General features: G+C 46.2%; 22 protein-coding genes and 1 other RNA gene. 18 read left to right on the top strand and 5 right to left on the bottom strand.

Annotated elements, in window-relative coordinates:
- Window positions 1-102 precede the first annotated feature (102 nt).
- The 13 genes from AOC20_RS08785 to rnpB all read left to right on the top strand — a co-directional run bounded on the left by AOC20_RS08785 (window position 103) and on the right by rnpB (window position 15,962).
- Window positions 103-3,942, top strand: a complete 3,840-nt coding sequence (locus tag AOC20_RS08785; RefSeq protein WP_215360349.1) for a DUF3683 domain-containing protein — start codon at window positions 103-105, stop codon at window positions 3,940-3,942.
- Window positions 3,942-4,340: a gamma-butyrobetaine hydroxylase family protein gene (locus AOC20_RS08780; protein WP_215360347.1), complete on the top strand. Its 399-nt coding sequence runs from the start codon at window positions 3,942-3,944 to the stop codon at window positions 4,338-4,340. Before AOC20_RS08785 ends, AOC20_RS08780 begins: the two co-directional genes overlap by 1 nt.
- Window positions 4,340-5,083 carry a bifunctional demethylmenaquinone methyltransferase/2-methoxy-6-polyprenyl-1,4-benzoquinol methylase UbiE gene (gene ubiE, locus AOC20_RS08775; RefSeq protein ID WP_215360345.1) on the top strand — a complete coding sequence of 248 codons (744 nt, stop codon included), beginning with the start codon at window positions 4,340-4,342 and terminating at the stop codon, window positions 5,081-5,083. The genes AOC20_RS08780 and ubiE overlap by 1 nt, the downstream gene beginning before the upstream one ends.
- A 68-nt stretch (window positions 5,084-5,151) precedes the next feature.
- Entirely contained in the window at window positions 5,152-6,060 is a 909-nt protein-coding gene (locus AOC20_RS08770) for a Tim44 domain-containing protein (RefSeq protein ID WP_215360343.1), read from the top strand.
- Between the two features lie 53 nt (window positions 6,061-6,113).
- The gene (locus AOC20_RS08765) at window positions 6,114-6,734 is read left to right on the top strand and encodes a ubiquinone biosynthesis accessory factor UbiJ (RefSeq protein ID WP_215360341.1); all 621 of its coding nucleotides are present in this window, start codon (window positions 6,114-6,116) and stop codon (window positions 6,732-6,734) included.
- A gap of 3 nt (window positions 6,735-6,737) precedes the next feature.
- On the top strand, window positions 6,738-8,324 hold the full coding sequence (ubiB, locus tag AOC20_RS08760; RefSeq protein ID WP_215360339.1) for a ubiquinone biosynthesis regulatory protein kinase UbiB: 1,587 nt from the start codon (window positions 6,738-6,740) through the stop codon (window positions 8,322-8,324).
- Window positions 8,325-8,376: 52 nt separating this feature from the next.
- On the top strand, window positions 8,377-9,030 hold the full coding sequence (locus AOC20_RS08755) for a DUF502 domain-containing protein (RefSeq protein WP_215360337.1): 654 nt from the start codon (window positions 8,377-8,379) through the stop codon (window positions 9,028-9,030).
- Window positions 9,031-9,046: 16 nt separating this feature from the next.
- Entirely contained in the window at window positions 9,047-10,846 is a 1,800-nt protein-coding gene (gene aspS, locus AOC20_RS08750) for an aspartate--tRNA ligase (protein ID WP_215360335.1), read from the top strand.
- Between the two features lie 32 nt (window positions 10,847-10,878).
- A complete protein-coding gene (gene nudB / locus AOC20_RS08745) occupies window positions 10,879-11,322 on the top strand; it encodes a dihydroneopterin triphosphate diphosphatase (RefSeq protein WP_215360333.1) in 444 nt (147 codons plus the stop codon).
- A gap of 31 nt (window positions 11,323-11,353) precedes the next feature.
- Window positions 11,354-13,177: an ABCB family ABC transporter ATP-binding protein/permease gene (locus AOC20_RS08740; RefSeq protein ID WP_215360331.1), complete on the top strand. Its 1,824-nt coding sequence runs from the start codon at window positions 11,354-11,356 to the stop codon at window positions 13,175-13,177.
- Window positions 13,178-13,186: 9 nt separating this feature from the next.
- On the top strand, window positions 13,187-14,536 hold the full coding sequence (locus tag AOC20_RS08735) for a glycerate kinase type-2 family protein (protein ID WP_215360329.1): 1,350 nt from the start codon (window positions 13,187-13,189) through the stop codon (window positions 14,534-14,536).
- Window position 14,537: 1 nt separating this feature from the next.
- Window positions 14,538-15,596, top strand: a complete 1,059-nt coding sequence (gene pyrC, locus AOC20_RS08730; RefSeq protein WP_215360327.1) for a dihydroorotase — start codon at window positions 14,538-14,540, stop codon at window positions 15,594-15,596.
- Window positions 15,597-15,655: 59 nt separating this feature from the next.
- Window positions 15,656-15,962, top strand: an RNA gene (gene rnpB / locus AOC20_RS08725) — RNase P RNA component class A.
- Here the strand turns inward: rnpB and AOC20_RS08720 are convergent.
- Complete coding sequence (locus AOC20_RS08720) at window positions 15,963-16,385, bottom strand: OsmC family protein (RefSeq protein ID WP_215360325.1); 423 nt, start codon at window positions 16,383-16,385, stop codon at window positions 15,963-15,965.
- Between the two features lie 422 nt (window positions 16,386-16,807).
- On the opposite strand from AOC20_RS08720, the gene rplM reads away from it, so the two are divergent.
- The 4 genes from rplM to erpA all read left to right on the top strand — a co-directional run bounded on the left by rplM (window position 16,808) and on the right by erpA (window position 19,283).
- Window positions 16,808-17,236, top strand: a complete 429-nt coding sequence (gene rplM, locus AOC20_RS08715; protein WP_011903721.1) for a 50S ribosomal protein L13 — start codon at window positions 16,808-16,810, stop codon at window positions 17,234-17,236.
- Window positions 17,237-17,245: 9 nt separating this feature from the next.
- A complete protein-coding gene (gene rpsI / locus AOC20_RS08710) occupies window positions 17,246-17,647 on the top strand; it encodes a 30S ribosomal protein S9 (RefSeq protein ID WP_071466175.1) in 402 nt (133 codons plus the stop codon).
- 134 nt (window positions 17,648-17,781) lie between these two features.
- Entirely contained in the window at window positions 17,782-18,840 is a 1,059-nt protein-coding gene (argC, locus tag AOC20_RS08705; protein WP_215360323.1) for an N-acetyl-gamma-glutamyl-phosphate reductase, read from the top strand.
- Between the two features lie 68 nt (window positions 18,841-18,908).
- On the top strand, window positions 18,909-19,283 hold the full coding sequence (gene erpA, locus AOC20_RS08700; RefSeq protein ID WP_215360321.1) for an iron-sulfur cluster insertion protein ErpA: 375 nt from the start codon (window positions 18,909-18,911) through the stop codon (window positions 19,281-19,283).
- Between the two features lie 27 nt (window positions 19,284-19,310).
- Here erpA and AOC20_RS08695 read toward each other — a convergent pair whose 3' ends face one another.
- Window positions 19,311-20,438 (bottom strand): anhydro-N-acetylmuramic acid kinase, encoded by a 1,128-nt coding sequence (locus tag AOC20_RS08695; protein ID WP_215360319.1) that lies wholly within the window; start codon window positions 20,436-20,438, stop codon window positions 19,311-19,313.
- Between the two features lie 76 nt (window positions 20,439-20,514).
- Between AOC20_RS08695 and tyrS the strand changes: the two genes are divergently transcribed.
- Window positions 20,515-21,747, top strand: a complete 1,233-nt coding sequence (gene tyrS / locus AOC20_RS08690; protein ID WP_215362288.1) for a tyrosine--tRNA ligase — start codon at window positions 20,515-20,517, stop codon at window positions 21,745-21,747.
- Here tyrS and ruvB read toward each other — a convergent pair.
- The 3 genes from ruvB to ruvC are packed head-to-tail and all read right to left on the bottom strand — an operon-like array spanning window position 21,744 to window position 24,005.
- Window positions 21,744-22,814 carry a Holliday junction branch migration DNA helicase RuvB gene (ruvB, locus tag AOC20_RS08685; protein ID WP_215360317.1) on the bottom strand — a complete coding sequence of 357 codons (1,071 nt, stop codon included), beginning with the start codon at window positions 22,812-22,814 and terminating at the stop codon, window positions 21,744-21,746. The genes tyrS and ruvB overlap by 4 nt on opposite strands.
- A gap of 49 nt (window positions 22,815-22,863) precedes the next feature.
- The gene (ruvA, locus tag AOC20_RS08680) at window positions 22,864-23,445 is read right to left on the bottom strand and encodes a Holliday junction branch migration protein RuvA (protein WP_215360315.1); all 582 of its coding nucleotides are present in this window, start codon (window positions 23,443-23,445) and stop codon (window positions 22,864-22,866) included.
- A gap of 29 nt (window positions 23,446-23,474) precedes the next feature.
- Complete coding sequence (gene ruvC, locus AOC20_RS08675; protein ID WP_215360313.1) at window positions 23,475-24,005, bottom strand: crossover junction endodeoxyribonuclease RuvC; 531 nt, start codon at window positions 24,003-24,005, stop codon at window positions 23,475-23,477.
- Between the last annotated feature and the right edge of the window lie 4 nt (window positions 24,006-24,009).

The raw sequence follows: 24,009 nt of genomic DNA, 5'->3' as shown, positions 1-24,009 counted from the left end.
CTTAGATTTGCAAGGGTTTATCCATTTAGGGAGCAACTTTCTTGGAATCCTGCCACTATCAGGTTCGCTCTATTAAAATGCTTATTTATCAAATATGTCGCTATGAACGCACCACTAGCTTTGAACCAGTTGTTGGATGCTGAGGCGGGCTCACCCCGTCTTCGCGAAATCCCCTACAACTACACCTCCTTTTCCGATCGAGAGATTGTGATTCGCCTATTGGGCGAGGAGTCATGGCGCGTTCTCAATAACTTACGTGGAGTGCGCCGTACTGGTCGTTCTGCACGAATGTTATTTGAAATTCTGGGTGATATTTGGGTCGTCCAGCGCAACCCCTTCTTGCAAGATGATTTGCTTGATAGTCCGAGTCGTCGCAAACAATTGATTGATGCTCTCTGGCATCGTCTAGGCGAAGTGAAGAAGCGTAATAGTGGCGATTCTGCTGATCAAGTAGAAATTTTATTAAGTGCTGCATATCGCGCGATTGAAAATTTTGAAAACGGATTTAAAGAAGTCGAGCAGATCCGTAAGCGTGCACGCAAGGAACTAGGTCGTCACACTGCCTCAGACAATATTTGTTTTGATGGTGTGTCTCGTGCAGCGCATGTAACTGATGCAACTGACTGGCGTGTTGAGTTTCCGTTAGTCGTTCTCAAGCCCGACTACGAATCTGAAATCCCCGGTTTAGTTAAGGCTTGTATTAAATTGGGTTTGACTATCATTCCCCGTGGAGGCGGTACAGGTTATACCGGTGGCGCTATCCCACTCTATGCAATGTCCGCAGTAATTAATACAGAAAAGTTACAAGACATTGATGGTGTGAAGGCGAAGAAGTTGCCTGGACTAGACCGCGAAGTATCAACCATCTTTACTGGCGCAGGTGTTGTTACGCGTCGCGTCTCTGATGCTGCAGAGCATGCTGGACTTGTATTTGCAGTCGACCCCACTTCTGCTGATGCAAGTTGTATTGGTGGCAATATTGCGATGAATGCTGGTGGTAAGAAGGCAGTTCTTTGGGGAACTGCTTTAGATAATCTTGCTAGCTGGCGCATGGTTGATCCCGAAGGAAACTGGTTAGATGTTGAGCGTCTCGATCACAATATGGGCAAGATCCATGATGTGGCCACAGTACGCTTTCAACTCACTTGGTCCGATGGCAATAGCGAGCCTGGTCAAAGAATTCTAAAAACAGAATTGCTTGAAGTTGAGGGCAAACGCTTCCGTAAGGAAGGTTTGGGTAAAGACGTTACAGATAAATTCTTATCTGGTTTGCCTGGCGTGCAAAAAGAAGGTTGCGATGGTTTGATTACTAGCGCAACTTGGGTATTGCATCGCATGCCAAAATTCATGCGTACCGTCTGCTTAGAATTTTTTGGTCAAGCGCGAGAAGCCATTCCTAGTATTGTTGAAATTAAAGCTTACCTAGATGGTTTGAGTAAGCAAGGTGGCCCAATCTTGGCCGGTCTTGAGCATTTAGATGATCGCTATTTAAGAGCAGTTGGTTATTCCACTAAATCTAAGCGCAATAGCTTGCCGAAGATGGTATTGATTGGCGACATCGCTGGCGATGACGAAGAAGCTGTTGCTACGGCTACTAGTGAAGTAGTGCGCATGGCGAACCTGCGGGTTGGCGAAGGTTTTGTGGCCGTAAGCGCCGAAGCCCGTAAGAAATTCTGGCTAGACCGCGCTCGTACAGCGGCCATTGCTCGCCATACCAATGCTTTTAAGATCAATGAAGACGTTGTTATCCCCTTGCCCCGCATGGGTGAATACACTGACGGTATTGATCGCATCAATATTGAGCTCTCTCTCAAAAATAAGCTACAAGTACTTGATGGCCTTGAAAGCTTCTTGAAAAAGAGCGCATTACCCCTGGGCAAAAGTGATGCTGAGTATGAGATTCCGACTGCGGAAATCTTGGGGGATCGTGTTCAACAGGCCTTAGATTTAATCGCCAAGGTTCGAGGACGTTGGGCTGAGTGGCTCACTGAGATGGATTCTTATTTCCCGCGTTTGCAAGATTACAGCTTGCGCGCTTCCTGGAAAGAAGAAGTACGTTCTGAGTTGCGCATCATTTTTGGCGGCCTTGCATTCGAGCCGATTCTGAATGAGTTAGAAGCCATTCACAAAAATATTTTGCGTAAACGCGTATTCGTCGCATTGCATATGCATGCTGGTGACGGTAACGTTCACACCAATATTCCTGTGAACTCAGATGACTATGAGATGTTGCAAGACGCTCATCGTGCTGTAGATCGCATCATGAAATTAGCGCGCTCATTGGATGGCGTGATTTCGGGTGAGCATGGTATTGGTATTACGAAATTAGAGTATTTAACCGAAGCTGAACTCAAAGACTTCCGTAGTTATAAGAATCGTGTTGACCCAGAAGGCCGCTTCAATAAAGGCAAGTTAATGCCTCATGCTGACCTCAGCATGGCCTATACCCCAAGCTTTGGCTTGATGGGTCATGAATCAATCATCATGCAGCAAAGTGATATTGGTGCGATTGCGGATAGCGTTAAAGATTGCTTACGTTGCGGTAAATGTAAGCCGGTTTGCTCAACTCATGTGCCGCGTGCAAACTTGCTATACAGTCCACGCGATAAGATTTTGGCAACTTCCTTATTGATTGAAGCCTTCTTGTATGAAGAGCAAACCCGACGTGGCGTTTCGATTCGCCATTGGGAAATGTTTGATGACGTCGCTGCGCATTGCACAGTCTGTCACAAGTGCTTAACGCCTTGCCCAGTCAATATTGACTTTGGCGATGTGTCCATGAACATGCGCAATCTCTTGCGTAAGATGGGGCAGCAGCGCTTTAATCCTGGTACTGCTGCATCCATGTTCTTCTTGAATGCAACCAGTCCAGAAAGCATCAATCTTGCTCGTACCACCATGATTGGTTGGGGCTATAAGTTACAGCGCTTAGGTAATGATGTGCTGCGTAAGTTTGCAAAAAAGCAAACTGCACATCCACCAGCAACAGTAGGTAAGCCGAGCGTTAAAGAGCAGGTGATTTTCTTTGTAAACAAGAAGATGCCTGGTAATTTACCGAAGAAAACTGCGCGGGCTTTATTGGATATTGAAGACGCGAATTACGTGCCAATTATTCGTGATCCAAAGACGACTTCTGCAGACACTGAAGCGGTGTTTTATTTCCCGGGTTGTGGCTCTGAACGCTTGTTCTCTCAAGTTGGCCTTGCTACTCAAGCCATGCTGTGGAATGTTGGCGTTCAAACTGTATTGCCTCCTGGCTACCTCTGCTGCGGCTATCCACAGCGTGGCAATGGCGACTTTGATAAAGCGGATAAGATGATTACGGACAACCGCGTGTTATTCCATCGCGTTGCTAACACTCTCAATTATTTGGATATCAAGACCGTGGTAGTTTCTTGTGGAACTTGTTATGACCAGTTAGCGGGATATCAGTTTGAACAGATTTTCCCTGGCTGTCGCATTATTGATATTCATGAGTTCTTGGCAGAGAAGGGCGTTAAGCTCTCTGGCGTCACAGGTGTGAAGTACATGTATCACGATCCTTGCCATTCTCCAATGAAATTACAAGACCCTCTGAAGACGGTCAATGAACTCATTCAGCTAGAAGATGGCAAAGCTATCCAGAAGAATGATCGTTGTTGTGGTGAGTCCGGTACTTTGGCTGTGACTCGTCCAGACATCTCTACGCAAGTGCGTTTCCGCAAACAGATTGAGATGGAAAAAGCTGCGACTGATTTACGTAAAGGCGATTTCACTGGTGATGTCAAAGTATTAACTAGTTGCCCATCATGCTTGCAAGGCCTTACACGTTTTGATGCAGATAGCGATACAACAGCCGATTACATCGTTGTAGAGATGGCTCAAAAGATACTGGGTAAGGATTGGATGCAAGATTATGTAACCAAAGCAAATCAAGGCGGCATTGAGAGGGTTCTCGTTTAATGATTCCAAGCAATGTTGTAGTGCATCAGCAGTCTAAGGTTTTAGAGCTCTCTTATGAGGGCGGTAATACTTATCGACTACCTTTTGAATTATTAAGAGTCCTATCTCCTTCTGCTGAAGTACAAGGTCACGGGCCTGGCCAGGAAACATTGCAGACTGGTAAGCGCGATGTCTTGATTGCCAATCTTGAGCCGGTAGGACGCTACGCACTTAAGCCTAGCTTTTCGGATGGGCATGACTCTGGGCTATTTACATGGGATTATTTATTGTTCCTGTGTGAGAATCAGGATGAGTTATGGAAAGAGCATTTAGATAAATTAGCTGCTGCTGGTTTAGATCGAGATACACCGATGGTTCAAGCCGGCGGCGCGTCAGGCCATTCTTGTGGAAGTCACTAATGAGTAAAACGCACTTTGGTTATCAAAGCGTTGAGGAGACTGAGAAGGCTAGTAAGGTAGCTGAAGTATTTCACTCGGTAGCTGCCAAATACGATGTGATGAACGACCTTATGTCATTTGGCCTACATCGCGTATGGAAAAAAATTACGATCGCTCGCGCTAATGTTCGCCCTGGTCAAAAAGTGTTGGATATTGCAGGCGGTACTGGTGACTTGGCTGCTGCTTTTGCAAAAGCAGCTGATTGGGGTCATAACCCAGACGCGCAGGTTTGGTTAAGCGATATCAATGCTTCCATGTTGGGTGTGGGTCGTGATCGACTGTTGGATCGCGGCATGGCTTTGCCTTGTGTTCAGTTTGATGCCGAGAAGATCCCATTCCCAAATAATCACTTTGATGTAGTGACAGTCGCTTTCGGTTTGCGCAATATGACACATAAAGATGTGGCTTTGGGCGAAATGCGTCGAGTTATTAAGCCGGGCGGTCGTGTTTTGGTCTTGGAATTTTCTAAGCCAGATGCCTTTTTGCAGCCAGTTTATGACACCTATTCTTTTAAGGTTTTACCTTGGCTAGGCGAGAAGATTGCCCAAGATTCGGAAAGCTATCGCTATTTAGCGGAATCCATTCGTATGCATCCCGATGCCCAAACCCTCAAGGAAATGATGTTAGGAGTGGGTTTTGACGAAGTGGAAACCCATAGGATGACTGGGGGTATCGTTGCCCTACATATTGGTATTAAATACTGATGGTTGTATAGTTTTTAAAGTCTTAAAAACTAAAGATGTCTAGAAGTTATAAGAAGGGGTAAATGAACATGAATAAGCATTTTTTTAAAGCAACATTGTTAAGTCTTACGCTGGTGTTTGCATCTGTTGGCCATGTTGATGCCGCACGTTTGGGCGGTGGCAAAAGTATCGGCAAAGCACCAAGTGCTCCAATGCAAAAACAAGCAGCTCCAGTTCAGAAGCCTGCACAGCAAGCTCAACCTGCGGCTCCAGCTCCAGCACCTCAAGCTCCTGCACCTAGCCGTTTTGGTGGCATGGGTGGAATTCTTGGGGGCTTAGCAGCTGGTCTTGGAATTGGTTACCTCTTGTCTCACTTTGGAATGGGTGAGGCTGCATCTTCGATGATTACAGGCCTGCTGATTGCAGTGCTAGCAGGGTTTGCGATCATGTTTGTGATTCGCAAGCTGTTGCCAAAATTGTCTAGTGCAGGTCAAAGTCCTAATTTTCCTAATCAAGGTATGCAGCGCACCAATACTGAGATACCAAGACAGGAGCCGGCTTTTACTCCTGCTGCGAATGCATTTGGCGGGGTGAGTGCTGAGCCAGAGCCATTTCAGTCAACCCTTCCTCCAGGTTTTGATCAGCAGGCATTTTTAGAAAATGCAAAACAATATTTTGCAACTCTGCAAAAAGCTTGGGATCAAGGTGATCTTGCTTCATTACGTGAATTTACAACGCCCGAGATGTTTGCCACAATTCAACAGGATTTAGCTGGTCGCACCGATGGCAGCAATCAAACTGACGTCGTTACGATTAACGCTCAGCTCTTGGGAATCGAGACGGCCGACGGTCATTACTACTGTAGCGTTCAGTTCAGCGGTATGATTCGTGAGCAGCAAGGTGCACCAGCGAGCGACTTCTCTGAAATCTGGAATTTAAGTAAGCCTATTGACGGTCCTGGCGGCTGGGTACTAGCGGGTATCTCCCAGTTGGTTTAAGCTTTAGGTACTTTCCGTCGGAAAACCCGCACTAGTGCGGGTTTTTTACACTTATGAACAGACATTTTTCGACCACCCATACGATTGCTTCTAGCACAGCTTGCCAGGGGATTAATCACGTTTTAGGTGGAGAGCCTTGGGCATCTGCAGAACTAGTACGGCACGCTAATAAAAGTATTTTGTTGCAGTTGCCGCTAGGTAATCTTTGTTTTGAGATAAAGCCTAATGGCTTATTGGCAGCCCTGAATGAGATTGATTCTCCCTCTCTTACTTTGGAAGTTTCCGCTAAAGCCCTGAGTGACTTAGCGGGTAGCACCGGCTCTTTGCGAGAGCAAGCTTTTAAAGCCGTCAAAATCACTGGTGATGCAGACTTGGCTCAATTATTGGGGCGACTTGCCGGGCAGTTACGTTGGGAATACGAGGAAGATTTAGCTCGCTTGGTAGGGGATGCGCCTGCAAACTTCGCTGTCAGACAGGGTAAAAAGTTTGTATCTGCAACTCGCTCCGCTGCCTCTGATTTGCTGGACAATGTAGTTGAGTATGTGAGTGAAGAAAAGAAAGTACTTTTAAATAAACGAGACTTCATGTTTCACAAGTCTGAGTTAAGCGAACTACGCGAATCTGTAGATCGCATGGAAAAACGTATTCAACTTTTAGAGCAAAAGGCTAAATAAATCGTGCGTCGAATTGCTCGTCTCTTTTTCATCTTCTTTACTGCTTGGCGTTATGGATTATTGCCGCTTCTTCGCGATCTTCTAAAGCCAGGAATTCGTCGAGGTTTATTAACGGTACTGTGCTGGCTTTCTCCCGGTAGTCACTTACCTAGGGGTGAGCGTATTCGTTTGACGCTTGAGGCGCTGGGCCCTATTTTTGTGAAGTTTGGGCAAGTGCTTTCAACGCGTCGTGATCTGTTGCCAGAAGATATCGCCAATGAATTGGCTAAGCTACAAGATCAAGTGCCGCCGTTCTCAAATGAAGAGTCTCGTCGCTTGATTGAGAAGGATTTGGGTCAGCCGATCGAGGAAGTTTTTATCAGCTTTGATGCAACTCCTGTTGCTAGTGCTTCAGTTGCGCAAGTGCACTTTGGAGTCTTGCGTGGTACAGATAAACACCCTGAGTGGGAAGGGCGCGCAGTAGCTATTAAGGTGTTGCGGCCTGGTATTCTGCCGGTGATTGATGGTGACCTAGCCTTAATGTATGACTTGGCAAAAGTGATTGAAAAAAGCTCTGAGGATGGTCGTCGCTTAAAACCACGTGAGAACGTTGCAGAGTTCGATACTTATTTGCATGATGAGCTAGATCTTATGCGCGAAGCAGCAAATGCAAGCCAGCTTCGCAGACAGTTCGTAGATTCTCAAAAGTTAATGATTCCGGAGATGTATTGGGATCTTTGCCACACCAATGTGATTGTCATGGAGAGAATGTATGGCATCTCTATCGGCAAAACTGCAGCCTTAAGAGAGGCGGGTATTGACTTCAAGAAGTTGGCTTCTGATGGTGTAGAGATATTTTTTACCCAAGTCTTTGAGTATGGTTTCTTTCATGCAGATATGCATCCTGGAAATATTATGATTAGCTTGGAGCCAGAAACATTTGGGCGCTTCATTTCTTTGGATTTTGGCATTGTCGGGGCTTTAAGTGAGCCAGATAAAAATTATCTAGCGCTCAACTTTTTAGCGTTCTTTAATCGCGATTATCGTCGCGTTGCTGAGTTACACATTGAGTCTGGCTGGGTTCCCGCTAATACTCGTGTTGAAGAATTAGAGGGTGCAGTACGTTCAGTTTGTGAGCCGTATTTTGATCGACCCCTAAAGGAAATCTCCTTGGGTATCGTACTCATGCGCCTATTCCAAACATCACGCCGCTTTAAGGTAGAAATTCAGCCGCAACTAACCTTGCTGCAAAAAACCCTCTTGAATGTCGAGGGTTTGGCGCGCCAGCTTGATCCTGACCTGGATCTTTGGAAAACGGCTAAGCCGATTCTGGAAAAATGGGTTAGTAAGCAGTTGGGCTGGAGAGGGCTCCTGGACGGTTTAAAGGAAGAGGCGCCTACATGGGCCAAGATTTTGCCAACATTACCCCGCCTGATTGCTGATAGCTTGGCCAAGGCGCGGCAGCCAATAAAAGATCAAAATGGCGAATTAGAGGTCTTAAAAGCCCTTTTATTGCAGGAAAGACGGACTCATCGCCTACTTGCTGGCGCTTTACTCTTTACCGGTGGATTTTTAGTTGGAATTTTGATCATCAACCTGGGCTTTTATTAGTCTGTCGCTGATTGACTCCTAACCCGCTAAAATAAGCGGTTAGGCAAAACACATGAAAAAATACTTTATAGCTGGCATCCTCGTTTGGGCACCATTGTCGATCACCATTTGGGTGATAGCTTGGGGCTTGGGTCTGCTCGATGGTGTTTTTGGTTCAGTGATGCACGCCATCATTGCTGTGTTTCCTCGCCAATTTGCAGGTGATCTTCAGCATTTCCGCGAACTGCCTGGAGTCGGAATTTTGATTGTGGTTGGCGTGATCATGGCTACCGGTTTACTGGCAATTAGTTTCGCTGGACAGTGGTGGATTCGGATGTGGAATAAGCAGATCAACCGTATTCCGATCGTGCGATCCATTTACTCTAGCGTTCAACAAGTGTCGTCCACCTTATTTTCTGGTAGCGGCCAAGCTTTTAGTAAAGCCTTATTAATTCGTTATCCCCACGCAGATTCTTGGGTGATTGCTTTCCAAACTGGTGCACCCGCCAAAGAAGTCACTGCTAAATTGGGCGAAGATTACGTCAACGTATTCTTGCCAACAACTCCCAATCCTACCTCTGGTTTTTTCATGATTGTGCCGCGTGCACAAACGATTGAGTTAGAGATGAGTGTGGAAGAGGCTCTGAAACATATTGTTTCAATGGGCTCTGTTCCTCCTAATAGTTCTAGTGGTTTAACTGCATCTCAGTTACCACGCCATTTTTGATTTATAGGAAATTGTTATGTCGATGCGAAGCCATACCTGCGGTCAGGTAACCGATTCACTGATTGGTCAAGAAGTCACTCTCTCTGGATGGGTTAACCGCCGCCGTGACCACGGAGGCGTTATCTTTATTGACTTACGTGACCGCGAAGGTTTTGTCCAGGTAGTTTGCGACCCTGATCGCCCGGAAATGTTTGCGCTGGCTGAACAAGTGCGCAGCGAGTTTTGTATTCAGATCAAAGGCCTTGTTCGTGCACGCCCTGCTGGCACCGAGAACGTTGATTTAGTGAGTGGTAAAGTGGAAATTCTCTGCCATAGTTTGGTAATTCTGAATGCTTCTGTAACGCCACCATTCCAGATTGATGACGAGAATTTATCGGAGACAACAAGGCTTACTCATCGTGTTTTAGATTTGCGTCGTCCGCAAATGCAAAAGAATTTGCGTTTGCGTTACAACGTAGCAATGGAGTGCCGTCGTTATTTGGATGATGCCGGCTTCATTGATATCGAAACACCAATGCTCACTAAGAGCACACCAGAGGGCGCACGCGATTATTTAGTGCCATCACGCGTCCATGACGGTCAGTTCTTTGCATTGCCGCAGTCTCCTCAATTGTTTAAGCAGTTGTTAATGGTTGCTGGCTTTGATCGTTACTATCAAATTACAAAGTGTTTCCGTGATGAAGACTTACGTGCAGATCGTCAGCCTGAATTTACGCAGATCGACTGTGAAACCGCTTTCTTGAGCGAGTTAGAAATTCGGGATTTATTTGAAAACATGATTCGTCACATCTTTAAGAAGACGATGAACGTGGAGTTACCAAATCCATTCCCAACCATGCCTTATTCAGAGGGTATGGCGCGTTTTGGCTCTGATAAGCCAGATTTGCGTGTGAATTTTGAGTTCACTGAATTAACGGATTTGATGAAAGACGTTGATTTCAAGGTTTTCTCAGGCGCAGCCAATCAAGTTGGTGGTCGCGTAGTTGGTTTGTGTGTGCCTGGTGGCGCTGAAATTAGCCGTAGCGAAATCGATGACTACACCCAGTTTGTGAGCATCTATGGCGCTAAAGGTTTGGCGTGGATTAAGGTCAACTCTGTTGCTGAAGGCCGCAATGGTTTGCAGTCACCAATCGTCAAGAATCTGCATGATGCAGCGATCGAAGGCATCTTGAAGCGTACTGGTGCAAAAGATGGCGACATTATTTTCTTCGGTGCCGATAAAGAAAAAGTAGTAAACGATGCGATTGGTAATTTACGTTTACGCATTGGCCAATCTGCTTGGGGAAAATCCCACGGTCTCTTTACAGAAGGTTGGAAGCCATTGTGGGTCGTTGATTTCCCAATGTTTGACTACGATGAAGGTGAAGCCCGCTGGGTTGCTTGCCATCACCCATTTACCAGCCCTAAAGATGAGCATATGAAATATCTGGAGTCAGATCCAGGTAAGTGTTTGGCTAAGGCATATGACATGGTATTGAACGGCAGTGAAATTGGTGGTGGTTCTGTACGTATTCACCAAGAAGCAGTTCAAAGCCAGGTATTCCGTGCATTGAAAATTGATGCTGAAGAGGCTCAGGCAAAGTTTGGTTTCTTGTTAGATGCGCTTCAGTACGGTGCGCCTCCACATGGCGGTATTGCATTTGGATTGGATCGGATTGTGACCATGATGACTGGTGCAGAATCCATTCGTGATGTGATCGCTTTCCCTAAAACACAACGTGCGCAATGCTTGTTAACCCAGGCTCCTAGCCCGGTAGATGAGCGCCAGCTGCGTGAGTTGCATATCCGTTTGCGTCAAGCTGCGCCTGCTGCTTAAAATAATTTAGCCATATTTATATTGGCGTTATCTTGAAAATCCCTATTTCGGTTTTGGTTGTTATCTACAAATCGAATAGGGATGTTTTATTGATAGAGCGCGCTGACCGAGCAGGCTTTTGGCAGTCGGTGACTGGCAGTCTGGATGCCTTAGATGAAGATTTGGCTTTAGCAGCTACCCGTGAGGTTTTTGAGGAAACCGGTATTGCGGTAGACCTTTTGCCAAAAGGCGCATTGCAAAATATGCATCATCAGATCGAGTACGAAATCTATCCAGAATGGCGCTTTCGTTATGCCCCTGGCATCACCCGAAATATTGAACATTGGTTTGCGCTGCAAGTTCCTGATAGCACGCTAGTTAAGCTGGCGCCAAGAGAGCATATAGCCTCTGAGTGGCTACCGTATAAAGAAGCCGCTAAAAAATGCTTCTCCCCTAGTAATGGAGAAGCTATTCTGAAGTTGTTCTCAGCAGACTAAAGCCAGCACGAATAAGGAATAAGATAGGGCGATGAGACATTCATCGGGACATCATCACGGCAGCGCAAATTCCAAGCCCTCGCAGGGAAGTGATTGGAAAGTCATTCGCGATTTAATTCCCTATCTTTTGGAATATAAATTTAGGGTTGCGATTGCGCTGGCTTGCTTGGTTGCTGCTAAGGTTACCAATCTAGGTATCCCTATTTTACTGAAGCGTTTAATTGACGATTTAAATATCAAAGCGGACTCTCCACAAGTCTTGCTGGTAGTTCCAGTAGCGCTCATTGTGGCTTACGGTCTTCTCCGAATGGCCGCCTCCTTATTTGCTGAGTTACGCGAGTTTCTCTTTGCCAGAGTGACCCAAAATGCTGTCCGTAAAGTAGCTCTCCAAGTCTTTGAACATTTACATGCTTTAGCGCTGAGCTTTCATTTAGCTCGTCAGACTGGCGGTGTAAGCCGAGATATTGAGCGTGGCACGCGTGGCATTCAGTCGCTGATTTCTTATTCACTCTATAGCATCCTACCAACGCTGGTTGAGTTCATTTTGGTGTTGGGTTATTTAGCCTACTCATACGATATTTGGTTTGCAGCAATTACCTTATGCGCCTTGGTTTTTTATATTGTATTTACCGTGGTAGTAACAGAATGGCGCACCCATTTCCGTAAGACCATGAATGAAATGGATTCAAAGGCAAATCAAAAAGCCATTGATTCTTTATTAAATTTTGAGACGGTGAAGTATTTTGGTAATGAAGCCTTTGAAGCTAGTCGTTACGATAAAAATTTAGTGCGCTATCAGGCCGCTGCTATTAAGTCGCAAAAATCCTTAGCGGTTCTCAATTTTGGTCAGCAAACCATCATTGCCATTGGCTTGGTCTTAATTTTATGGCGCGCTACGCTCGGAGTGGTAGACGGCACCATGACGCTCGGCGACCTCGTATTAGTCAATACATTAATGATCCAGTTGTATATTCCACTCAATTTTCTGGGTGTGATTTATCGCGAAATCAAGCAGTCTTTGACGGATATGGAGCGCATGTTCTCTTTACTCAATACAGATAAAGAAATTGCAGATTCTCCAGATGCAAAATTTTTGATTATTGAGAATCAGGGCCATGGTCCCGATGTTCGCTTTGAGCACGTGTCATTTCACTATGATGCTAAGCGAGAAATTTTGCGTGATGTAAGTTTCAATATTCCCGCGGGAACGATTACAGCAGTGGTAGGTCAAAGTGGGGCTGGTAAGAGCACTTTAGCAAGACTACTTTTTCGCTTTTATGATATTCAGTCAGGAGAAATTCTGATTGATAGACAGAATATTCAGGATGTCACTCAGTCTAGTTTGCGTAAGGCAATTGGCATAGTTCCGCAAGATACCGTTCTATTTAATGACACGATTGGCTACAACATCGCTTATGGAGATCCTTCTGCAACGATTGAGCAAGTGCAAGAAGCGGCTAGGGCAGCCCAAATCGACGGATTTATTAAGCGCTTGCCAGATGGTTATGACACCCAGGTGGGTGAGAGGGGCTTGAAGCTATCGGGCGGCGAGAAGCAGCGTGTGGCAATTGCTAGAACGCTGCTGAAAAAACCAGCCATGCTGATTTTTGATGAAGCTACCTCTGCTTTGGACTCTAAAACGGAGCGTGCTTTTCAGGAGGAGCTGCTTAGTTTGGCTAAGAATCGTACGACACTCATCATTGCTCATCGCCTATCAACTATTATTCATGCTGATCAAATCTTGGTGATGGATCATGGACAGATTGTGGAGCGAGGAAGTCACAGCGAACTGTTGGCACTTCAGGGTAAGTATGCTGAGATGTGGCAAATGCAAGAACGTGCCACTCTTGATTAGAATAGCTGGATGACTCAAAACACTTCTTCACCTTCTATGTCAGCTAGTAAAGAAGCGATTCTCAAAAATGCATTTGCTGCTGCTGTAGCCGTTGCAGATCCAAAGGTGATAGTACCTCAGTACTTAGCAAAGATATTTCCAGTTGGACAAGAGCCTAGGGGCAGATGTTTAGTTGTGGGTGCTGGAAAGGCGAGTGCTTCCATGGCGAGTGCTTTAGAGGCTTATGCAAAAGTACATTGGCCACAAGTAACGTTAGAGGGTATTGTGCTGACGCGTTATGGCCATAACTCACCTACAGCTTATATCCAGATTGTTGAAGCCGGGCATCCGGTGCCTGATCAGGCTGGTATGGATGGGGCTAAAGAGGTTTTAGCTTTAACCAAACAGCTCAAACAGGGTGATGTCATGATTGCCTTGGTATCTGGCGGGGGCTCAAGTCTTCTGACTTTGCCACAAGAGGGTATATCGATTGACGATATGCGCAAAACGACTGAAGCACTTTTGCGCAGCGGTGCACCTATTGAAGAAATGAATGTAGTGCGCAAGCATTTATCTGCAATCTTGGGAGGTAACTTAGCCAGGGTTGCGATTGCCTGTGGCGCACGAGTAGAGGCTTTGTTAATCTCTGATGTAACAGGAGACTCGCCTGGAGATATTGCTAGTGGCCCATGTGCTGCTGACTACTCCACCTATTTCGATGCGCTCAATATTTTAGAAAAATATGATTTAGGAGATTCTGCTATTCCTGTATCAGTACTAAATCATCTCAAGCAAGGTGTAGCCGGAGAAAAGTCAGAGACTTTGAAGGATGCTGATTTAGTAAATGCTCAAGTGGCTAACCATGTCATTGCAACTGCTTATAAAAGTTTAGAAGCTGCTGCTGAGTATGTCCGTACTCAAGGTTATGAGCCAATGATCTTGGGCGATACGATTATCGGTGAGGCACAAGAGGTTGGCGTTGCACACGCTGCTTTAGCTCGTGACTATGTAGCTAAGGGAATTGATCAACCACTTGCCTTGATTTCTGGTGGTGAATGCACGGTTACTATTCCAGTCGGACTTAAAGGTCGCGGTGGTCGCTGTAGTGAATATCTGCTCTCCCTTTTTGCAAGTGCGGATTTACCAAATATTGCTGCTTTGGCTGCCGATACCGATGGAATTGATGGAAGTGAACAAAATGCTGGAGCTTGGTTTGATGCAGGTGTGCGCCAAGTCAGCAGGAACAATAGCCTTTTGCCAGAAAAATTCCTGGCGGCGCATGATTGTTATGGCTTCTTTGCAGAATTAGGCGCTTTGGTAGAAACTGGCCCTACACTTACGAATGTAAATGATTTCCGCATTATCTTGCTAGAAAAATAATATGTCTAATAGTCCCACTCAAATTCAATTGATTCAGCCAGACGACTGGCACCTGCATATTCGCGATGGTGAAGTTATGAAAGATGTTTTGGCAGACACTGCGCGTCAATTTGCGCGTGCCATCATCATGCCAAACTTAAAGCCGCCCGTGACTACGGTTGATTTGGCAAATGCCTATCGCGGTCGAATTGAAACAAGTCTTCAATCTTTGGGTGTGACTAGCTTTACTCCATTAATGACCTTGTATCTCACTGATAATAGTTCTGCGGACGAGGTGCGCAAAGCTAAAGCAGCAGGCATTGCAGCATTTAAGTTATATCCCGCAGGAGCCACAACGAATAGCGACGCTGGTGTGAGTGATCTTAAGCATTGTCATGGGGCATTAGAGGCAATGCAGGCGGTTGGTATGCCACTCTTAGTGCATGGTGAGGTAACTAGTTCTGAAATCGATATCTTTGATCGTGAAGCAGTATTTATCGATACGGTACTAGAGCCATTACGCAAAAAAATGCCTGAGCTCAAGATTGTGTTTGAGCACATTACTACTAAGCAAGCTGCTCACTATGTACGTGATGCAGCGACGGGTGGAAAAAACTCTATTACAGCAACCATTACTCCGCAGCATTTACTCATGAATCGCAATGCGATTTTTGCTAGTGGTATTCGTCCCCATAACTTTTGTTTGCCAGTTCTTAAGCGTGAAGAGCATCGTGTTGCTTTATTGGAGGCTGCTACTAGCGGTAACCCCCGTTTCTTTTTGGGTACGGATAGTGCGCCTCATGCTAAGGGCGCGAAGGAGGCTGCGTGCGGCTGTGCTGGTTGTTACAGCGCCTTCAATGCCTTAGGTTTATACGCTGAAGCATTTGAGAGTGTGGGTAAGTTAGAGCAGCTAGAGGGTTTTGCTAGTTTCTTTGGTCCAGATTTCTATGCCTTACCTCGTAATAGCAAAAAAATCACTTTGGTGAAACAGCCGCAAAGTATCCCTACTGAATTGCCACTGGGTGATGCCACTATCGTCCCGCTGCGCGCTGGTGAAACGATTGCCTGGTCACTCGTTTAAAAAACGCAAATCATTACTTTCTTAGCTAAATTGTTCTGACTGCGTTAGACTGCAGGCGCAGAGTCAATTGGGCAATCGCCGCCTCTTTATTGAGGGGGAGGAAAGTCCGGACTCCATAGGGAAGGGTGATGGCTAACGGCCATCCACGGTGACGTGAGGAATAGGGCCACAGAGACGAGCGTATTTAGTTACGGTGAAACGCGGTAACCTCCACTCGGAGCAATCCCAAGTAAGCAGGCGATGAGGCGTCCCGCTGAGTCTGCGGGTAGGGAGCTTGAGCCGTCAGGTAACTGCCGGCCTAGAGGAATGATTGCCCCTAGATGCAAATCTAGGCGACAGAATCCGGCTTATCGATTGACTCTGCACTTATTCTGAAATAATTTCGACGCTGTAAGTCAGTTCTGCGGTTTTGGCCAACATGGTGGTGGCAGAGCAGTACTTCTCGTGAGAAAGTTTTACGGCGCGATCCACTTTGGCTTGATCCAGGTCTTTTCCCTTTACCGTAAAGTGCAAATTGATCTTGGTGAAAACTTTAGGGTCTTCTGTGGCGCGTTCTGCCTGGAGGTTCACTTCGCAGCCGCTAATGGCCTGACGAGCCCTTTGTAGGATCAAAACCACATCAAATGCAGAGCAACCGCCCGCACCAGCCAAAAGAAGCTCCATTGGCCTTGGGGCAAGGTTTCTACCCCCTGCTTCAGGGGCGCCATCCATGTTTACCAGGTGGCCGCTACCGGTTTCGGCCGAAAAAGCCATTCCGCTATTACCCAACCAACTTACTCGACATTCCATTATTAGTGACCCCTAACTTACAAAATTAATCAATATTATCAATAGTTTACCAATATTTCAGGTGGGCTGTTGGCTTACGAAAATAGCGAAAAATCAGCAAAAAATTGATTTTGGTCAATTTTCTTGCGTTGCACCATATTCCTTGTGTAGAATAACCATATTGGTAGTCAGTCTTGTATAAGACTGCGACTTATCTCCCAGTGTCTCCTCCACCCAAACATAGGTGGATTCCAACCCAGGACTCGTTCCTGGGTTTTTTTTAGGTTACAATTCAAGGCTTTACTGAATTACCGAGCCGGTCAGCGGTAATTTGTTGTACCAGTTGGACTACAGAATCTGCGAGCTTGCAAACATAAGCAGGGCCAAGGTGGACGTAGTTTGGTTGGCGTAATTTTTTATTGACCATAACAATTTGAGAAATCATGAAAACTTTTTCTGCAAAATCCCATGAGGTAGTGCATGAATGGTTCGTGATTGACGCTACGGACAAAGTCCTCGGTCGTGTCGCCAGTGAAGTGGCACTCCGTCTACGCGGCAAGCACAAGCCTGAATACACCCCACACGTTGATACTGGCGACTTCATTGTTGTCATCAATTCTTCTAAGCTCCGTGTCACTGGCACAAAAGGCTTGAACAAAATTTATTACCGTCACAGCGGATACCCAGGTGGTATTAGCTCGACCAACTTCGACAAGATGCAAGACCGTTTCCCAGGTCGCGCTTTGGAGAAGGCTGTGAAGGGTATGTTGCCAAAAGGCCCACTAGGCTATGCCATGATTAAGAAATTAAAAGTCTACGGCGACGCCAATCATCCGCATGCGGCTCAACAGCCAAAAGCGTTAGAGATTTAAGGAAACCAAATGGCTATTAATTACGGAAATTGGAATTACGGTACTGGTCGCCGCAAGAGTTCTGTTGCGCGCGTATTCATTAAATCTGGCAAAGGCGAAATCATTGTTAATGGTAAGCCTATCGATGCTTATTTTGCTCGTGAAACATCACGCATGATCGCTCGTCAGCCTTTGGCTCTCACAGCCCACTTAACGACCTTTGATATCAAGGTAAACGTTTCTGGTGGCGGTGAAACTGGCCAAGCTGGTGCAGTTCGTCACGGTGTAACTCGTGCATTGATCGACTACGACAACGCTTTGAAGCCAACCCTGTCCAAAGCAGGTTTGGTAACTCGCGATGCTCGTGAAGTTGAGCGTAAAAAAGTTGGTCTGCACGGCGCGCGTCGTCGTAAGCAGTTCAGCAAGCGCTAATTCTTTCAGTCGCTTAAGTTTTATCGAAAGGGTCGCGCAAGCGGCCCTTTTTGTTTCTACAATTAAGATAATCGTAAGAATCAAGTAGTAAGCTCTATACGATAATTTCGATATAGCGCATTTTGGAGAGTGACATGATTAAAGTTGGCATCGTTGGCGGCACTGGTTACACCGGAGTAGAGTTGTTGCGTTTATTAGCTCAGCATCCTGAGGTGGAGCTCACTGCAATTACTTCTCGTACAGAAGCTGGCATGCCAGTGGCTGAGATGTTCCCCTCTTTACGTGGCCGTGTTGCTCTCAAATTCACCACGCCTGATGAAGCCAAACTCACTGAATGCGATGTCGTGTTCTTCGCAACTCCTCATGGCGTTGCAATGGCGCAAGCAAAAGAGTTGCTTGCTAACAATGTGAAGATTTTGGATCTTGCTGCAGACTTCCGTCTCAAAGATGTTAAAGAGTTTGCGAAGTGGTACGGCATGGAACATAGTTGCCCAGAAATTTTGGCTGAGGCCGTTTACGGTTTGCCAGAGATTAATCGTGATGCCATTAAAAAGGCGCGGGTGGTTGGTTTAGCGGGTTGCTATCCAACGTCAGTGCAGCTTGGTCTTGCACCCTTGCTCTCACCAAAATCTACGGGTGGTAAGAACCTCATTGATGGTACGCATATTATTTCTGATTCGAAGTCAGGTACTTCTGGTGCTGGACGTAAGGCAGAGATCGGCACACTTCTATCTGAGGCGGCTGATAACTTCAAGGCCTATAGCGTAAAAGGTCATCGTCATTTACCTGAAATTGAACAAGGCCTAAAAGCGATTGCTGGTCATGATCAGATTGGCTTGACCTTTGTGCCCCATTTAACACCGATGATTAGAGGTATTCATTCAACTTTGTATGTGCGTTTGACTGAGGCTGGTAAAGATGTTGATTATCAAAAGCTCTACGAGAACTTCTATAAAGATGAGTCGTTTGTCGACGTGATGCCAGCAGGCAGCCACCCAGAAACACGTTCTGTAAGGGGTAGTAATGGCATCCGGATTGCGATCCATCGACCAGGCGGCGGTGACACTTTAGTTATTTTGGTGGTTGAAGACAATCTAGTGAAGGGTGCTTCGGGCCAAGGCGTACAGTGTATGAACCTCATGTTTGGCTTACCAGAGACTACCGGCCTTACCCAGATTGCTGTTTCCCCATAATGACCCTTCAGCAAACTGGGCATTAAAAGCCTAAAATAAGACATTGCCTTTTGAATTAGGAGTAAATCATGACTGAATTAGCGACAAAACCTGTAGAAGACTTAGCTGAGCCACCTACCCCATTGGTGTTCACTGATAGCGCTGCTGCAAAAGTGGCTGACTTGATTGCGGAAGAAGGCAATCCAGAATTGAAGCTTCGTGTATTTGTGCAAGGTGGCGGTTGCTCGGGATTTCAGTATGGCTTCACATTTGATGATGCTGTGAATGAAGATGACACACTCTTTGAAAAGAATGGCGTTACTTTATTAGTAGACTCAATGAGCTTCCAATATTTGGTTGGTGCTGAGATTGATTACAAAGAAGATATCAATGGATCACAGTTTGTGATTAAGAATCCAAACGCACAAACTACTTGTGGCTGCGGATCTTCTTTCTCTGCTTAAATAAAAACGTATTTAGTTAATATTGAATTAAGCAGGATAGCAAGCGCCTAGAATTCTAGGGCCCTTCGCTCCCGTAACGGCTGGCAAATTTGCTGGCCGTTTTTCTTTATGAGCCCAGGCAAGCCATGCAAAGGCTAGGCCCTCAACGAGTTGTGGGTCAATTCCCGCAGGCTCGCTTGTAGTAATTTCTAGTGTTTGTTTGAAGAAAGATTGCGACTTTAATTTCAATAAATTCATTAAGGCGTTATTTTTGGCACCACCACCACAGACAATCAGCTTCTGGGTTTGCGGGGCATGGTGTTGCAAAGCCTCTAGGACTGAGTGTGCGGTAAGGTGCAGTAAGGTTGCTTGAACATCTTCGCAAAGATAGTTCTCATTGACCAATTTTTCTTGTAGCCAAGCAAGATGAAAGTCATCTCTACCCGTGCTCTTTGGTGGAGATTTGATAAAGAAAGAATCATCTAACATTTTTGCAAGTAATGTTTCGTTGACCTTGCCTTGCAATGCCCATTGCCCATTTTCATCAAATGCATTTCCTTGATGCTCATGCACCCAGGCATCCATTAACATATTGCCGGGGCCGGTATCAAAGCCAGTAACTTCACCATTATTGGGAAGCAGTGTGAGATTAGCAATTCCACCAATATTGAGAATGGCGATATTTTCTGAAGAGACAAATTGCTGCGCATGAAATGCTGGGACCAAAGGTGCGCCATGTCCGCCTGCAGCCAAATCCCGACTTCTAAAATCGGCGATGACATCAATACCTGTCCTTTCTGCTAGTAAGGAGGGATTGAGCGTTTGATGCGTGTAAGCCATCTCGCCAAGGTGCGGTTGGTGACGAATAGTTTGGCCATGTGCGCCGATCGCAGTGATATCGAAAGGCTGAAGCCCAGCTTTTTTAAGTAGCTGGTTAACTGCTTCTGCATAAGCTAAGGCCAGGGCATTTCCCGCTTGTTTTTCCCTGTGGAGCTCGTTTGAACCAGGACTTTGCAGTTCAAATAAGGCCTTGCGTAGCTCCGGCGAGAAAGGGGTGCTAACTGCCTCTAGAGTGCTAGCTTTCCCATCAGCCCCGATCTTGGCTAGAACAGCATCTATTCCATCCAGGCTAGTGCCTGACATGAGGCCGATATAGAGGGAATGGGGTTTGTTCATGGAGTTCTCAGGAATGCGACAATTATGCTTTAGCAATTTAACTAGTAATTTAACTGAATCAGCAACCCGAATCAGCATGACGGCCAAACCAGAACAAAAATACCCTCTGACCCCCGAAGTCTTTGCAGCACTCGAAGTCACTAAACGTGGCTGCGACGAGCTATTGGTTGAGGCGGACTGGGTTCAGAAGTTGGCTCGTAGCCAAGCGACTAAGACGCCGTTGCGGATTAAATTAGGTCTAGATCCAACAGCACCTGATATTCATTTGGGTCATACAGTGGTCCTGAATAAATTGCGCCAGTTACAAGATTTAGGGCATACCGTTATTTTCTTGATTGGCGATTTCACCAGCATGATTGGTGACCCATCTGGTCGTAATGCCACCCGTCCTCCATTGACCGCAGAAGAAATTGCCGTTAACGCGGAAACTTACTATCGCCAAGCGAGTATGGTGCTCGACCCTTCTAAAACTGAAGTGCGTTACAACAGCGAATGGTGTGATCCATTAGGGGCGCGCGGCATGATTCAGTTGGCGGCACGATATACCGTTGCACAAATGTTGGAACGAGATGACTTTACCAAGCGCTACCGTAGTGGTGTACCCATTTCTGTACATGAGTTCTTGTATCCACTGATGCAAGGCTATGACTCTGTTGCTTTGAAGAGTGACTTAGAGCTTGGTGGTACTGATCAGAAATTTAATCTCTTAGTTGGGCGCGAGCTTCAACGTGAGTATGGCCAAGAGCCGCAATGTATTTTGACAATGCCTCTCCTCGTTGGCCTGGATGGCGTGGATAAGATGAGTAAGTCCAAAGGTAATTACATTGGCATTAGCGAGCCTGCTAGTGAGATGTTTGGCAAGCTGTTGAGTATCTCCGATGAACTGATGTGGGATTACTTCACATTGCTGTCATTCCGCCCTATGGCTGAAATTGATTTAATGAAGCAAGAAGTTGCAGCTGGCAGAAATCCAAAAGATTGCAAAGTACTACTCGCTCAAGAAATCGTAGCGCGTTTTCATTCACAGGCTGCAGCAGAGAAAGCGCTAGAAGACTTTAATCACCGCGCCAAAGGCGGGGTGCCTGATGACATTCCTGAAGTGAGTTTGACGGGTGCACCGATGGCGGTGGCCAATCTTCTGAAAGCTGCTGGATTAACACCATCAACCTCGGAAGCGAACCGAAACATTGAACAAAATGGTGTGAAGATTGATGGCGCAACGATTACTGATAAACAGTTGAAAGTTGAAGCTGGCACTTACGTAGTTCAGGTAGGCAAACGTAAGTTTGCAAAAGTAACCCTTGCTTAAATATCTAGGCTAGCGCTGCCGCTGGGCGGCGTTAAACCAAAGTGCTCATAGGCCTGGCGGGTTGCCACACGGCCACGAGAGGTTCTTTGTAGGTAGCCCTGTTGAATCAAATAGGGTTCTAGAACATCCTCAATCGTGTCGCGTTCTTCACCAATGGCTGCTGCCAAATTATCAATACCTACTGGGCCACCATCAAACTTGTGCAAGATGGCTTCCAGCAATTTTCTATCCATTACATCAAAGCCGCTTGGATCAACATCTAGCATTTTGAGTGCAGCATCGGCCATAGCTTTGGTAATCGTGCCTGTGCCTTTGACTTCTGCGTAGTCACGCACTCTTCTGAGTAGGCGATTAGCTATACGTGGAGTACCACGTGCACGTTTCGCAATTTCAACCGAGCCATCTGGATCAATATCCGCCTTGAGCAAGCTGGCTGAACGATTAATAATTTTGGTGAGCTCTTCGGTGGTGTAGAACTCAAGTCTGGCCACAATGCCAAAACGATCACGTAATGGATTGGTTAGCATGCCAGCACGAGTAGTTGCACCAATCAGCGTGAATGGCTTAAGGTCAATTTTTACACTACGTGCTGCAGGACCTTCGCCGATCATGATGTCTAGGCTGTAGTCTTCCAGCGCTGGGTACAGAATTTCTTCTACTACTGGAGAGAGGCGATGAATCTCATCAATAAAGAGAACATCGTTTTCTTCTAAATTGGTTAGCAAGGCAGCAAGGTCGCCTGGTCTATCTAGGACGGGTCCGCTAGTTTGACGTAAGTTGACCCCAAGTTCTCTCGCAATAATGTGGGCGAGTGTGGTTTTACCAAGCCCAGGAGGACCAAAGAGCAAAACGTGATCCAAAGCCTCTTGGCGTGCTCTTGTGGCGGTAATAAAAATCTCTAATTGCGCCCTAGCTTTAGTTTGACCAACATACTCATCGAGTTGTTTGGGACGTAATGCTCTTTCAAAGACAGCCTCAGCATTGCCGGCTGAGCCGCTCACAATGCGGTCATTGCCCTCTGGTAAATCTTCAGGAATTGAGCTTAGGTCGTCTGTATGAATTGCCATGCCACAAGTGTAGTGCCTATTGAATATTGAGGATTGCTTCTATTTAGATTCAGGGTTTAGATAAATACTTTAAGCCCATGCGGATACCGTCCGACACACTTGTTTCTGGTGGGATTTGCTTGAGCGCCAGAAGCGCCTCTTTTTCTGAATAGCCTAGCGCGAGGAGTGCTTGCAATACTTCACTGCTCGCTTCAATTGCCTGGGGTTTATCACCTGTAATACCAAGATCCGGCGCTAGTTTGCCTTTGAGTTCTAAGCAAAGACGCTCAGCAGTCTTTTTACCAATCCCGGGAACTTGGGTCAAGCGCCCAGCTTCTTGGAGCGCAATGGCTTGAGCCAGCTCATTCACACTCATGCCGGACAGAACAGCCAGTGCTGTGCGAGAACCAACGCCACTAATCTTGATGAGCTGTCTAAATGCTTCACGTTCTGTTTCAGTAGCAAAGCCAAAAAGTTGCTGCGCATCCTCACGAACTTGAAAGTGCGTAAGAAGCGTAATTTTTTGACCAGCTTGAGGCAGCTGGTACAAAGTACTCATTGGTACATCAACTTCATAACCGATGCCTTGGCAATCCACCAAGAGACGAGGGGGATGAACTGAAACGAGAGTACCTTGTATACGACCAATCATGTAGAGATCTTAACCTGTGATGTGTATTTTTACTTACTGCGTTTTTTGGGTGCTAACTTAGGTGCTAAGGCGGCTGTAATTGCCTTTGGTATTTGAGCGTGATGGGCAGCGCAGATGGCGACACCTAATGCATCAGAAGCATCTGTTCCTGGGGCGCGATTCAGCCTAAGAAGGCGTTTCACCATCTCTTGTACCTGTGGCTTGGCAGCACGACCAGTACCAACAATCGCTTGCTTTACTCTCAGGGCACTGTACTCAGCTACGGGGAGTTTTTCAGATACGAGGGCAGCGATCACGGCACCCCTTGCTTGACCCAGCATTAGCGTTGAACGAGGATTCACATTTAAGAAAACCTCTTCAATCGCAGCAGACTCTGGACAGTAGGTCTCTAAAACTTCTTTGACCCCCGCATAAAGGGCGCCTAAGCGCTCAGGTAAACCTTTTGCTGGGTCGCCACTTTCAATCGTCCCAGAGGCGACGTAGGTCAGTTTTTGGCCATCCACATCAATGACTCCAAAACCGGTAGTCCGTAAACCTGGGTCGATTCCTATCCAGCGCATAAGT

This window comes from Polynucleobacter ibericus (assembly GCF_018687955.1).
Lineage (GTDB): Bacteria > Pseudomonadota > Gammaproteobacteria > Burkholderiales > Burkholderiaceae > Polynucleobacter > Polynucleobacter ibericus.
The sequence above is the reverse complement of the archived record's forward strand: the minus strand, read 5'-3'. Positions and strand labels throughout refer to the sequence as shown.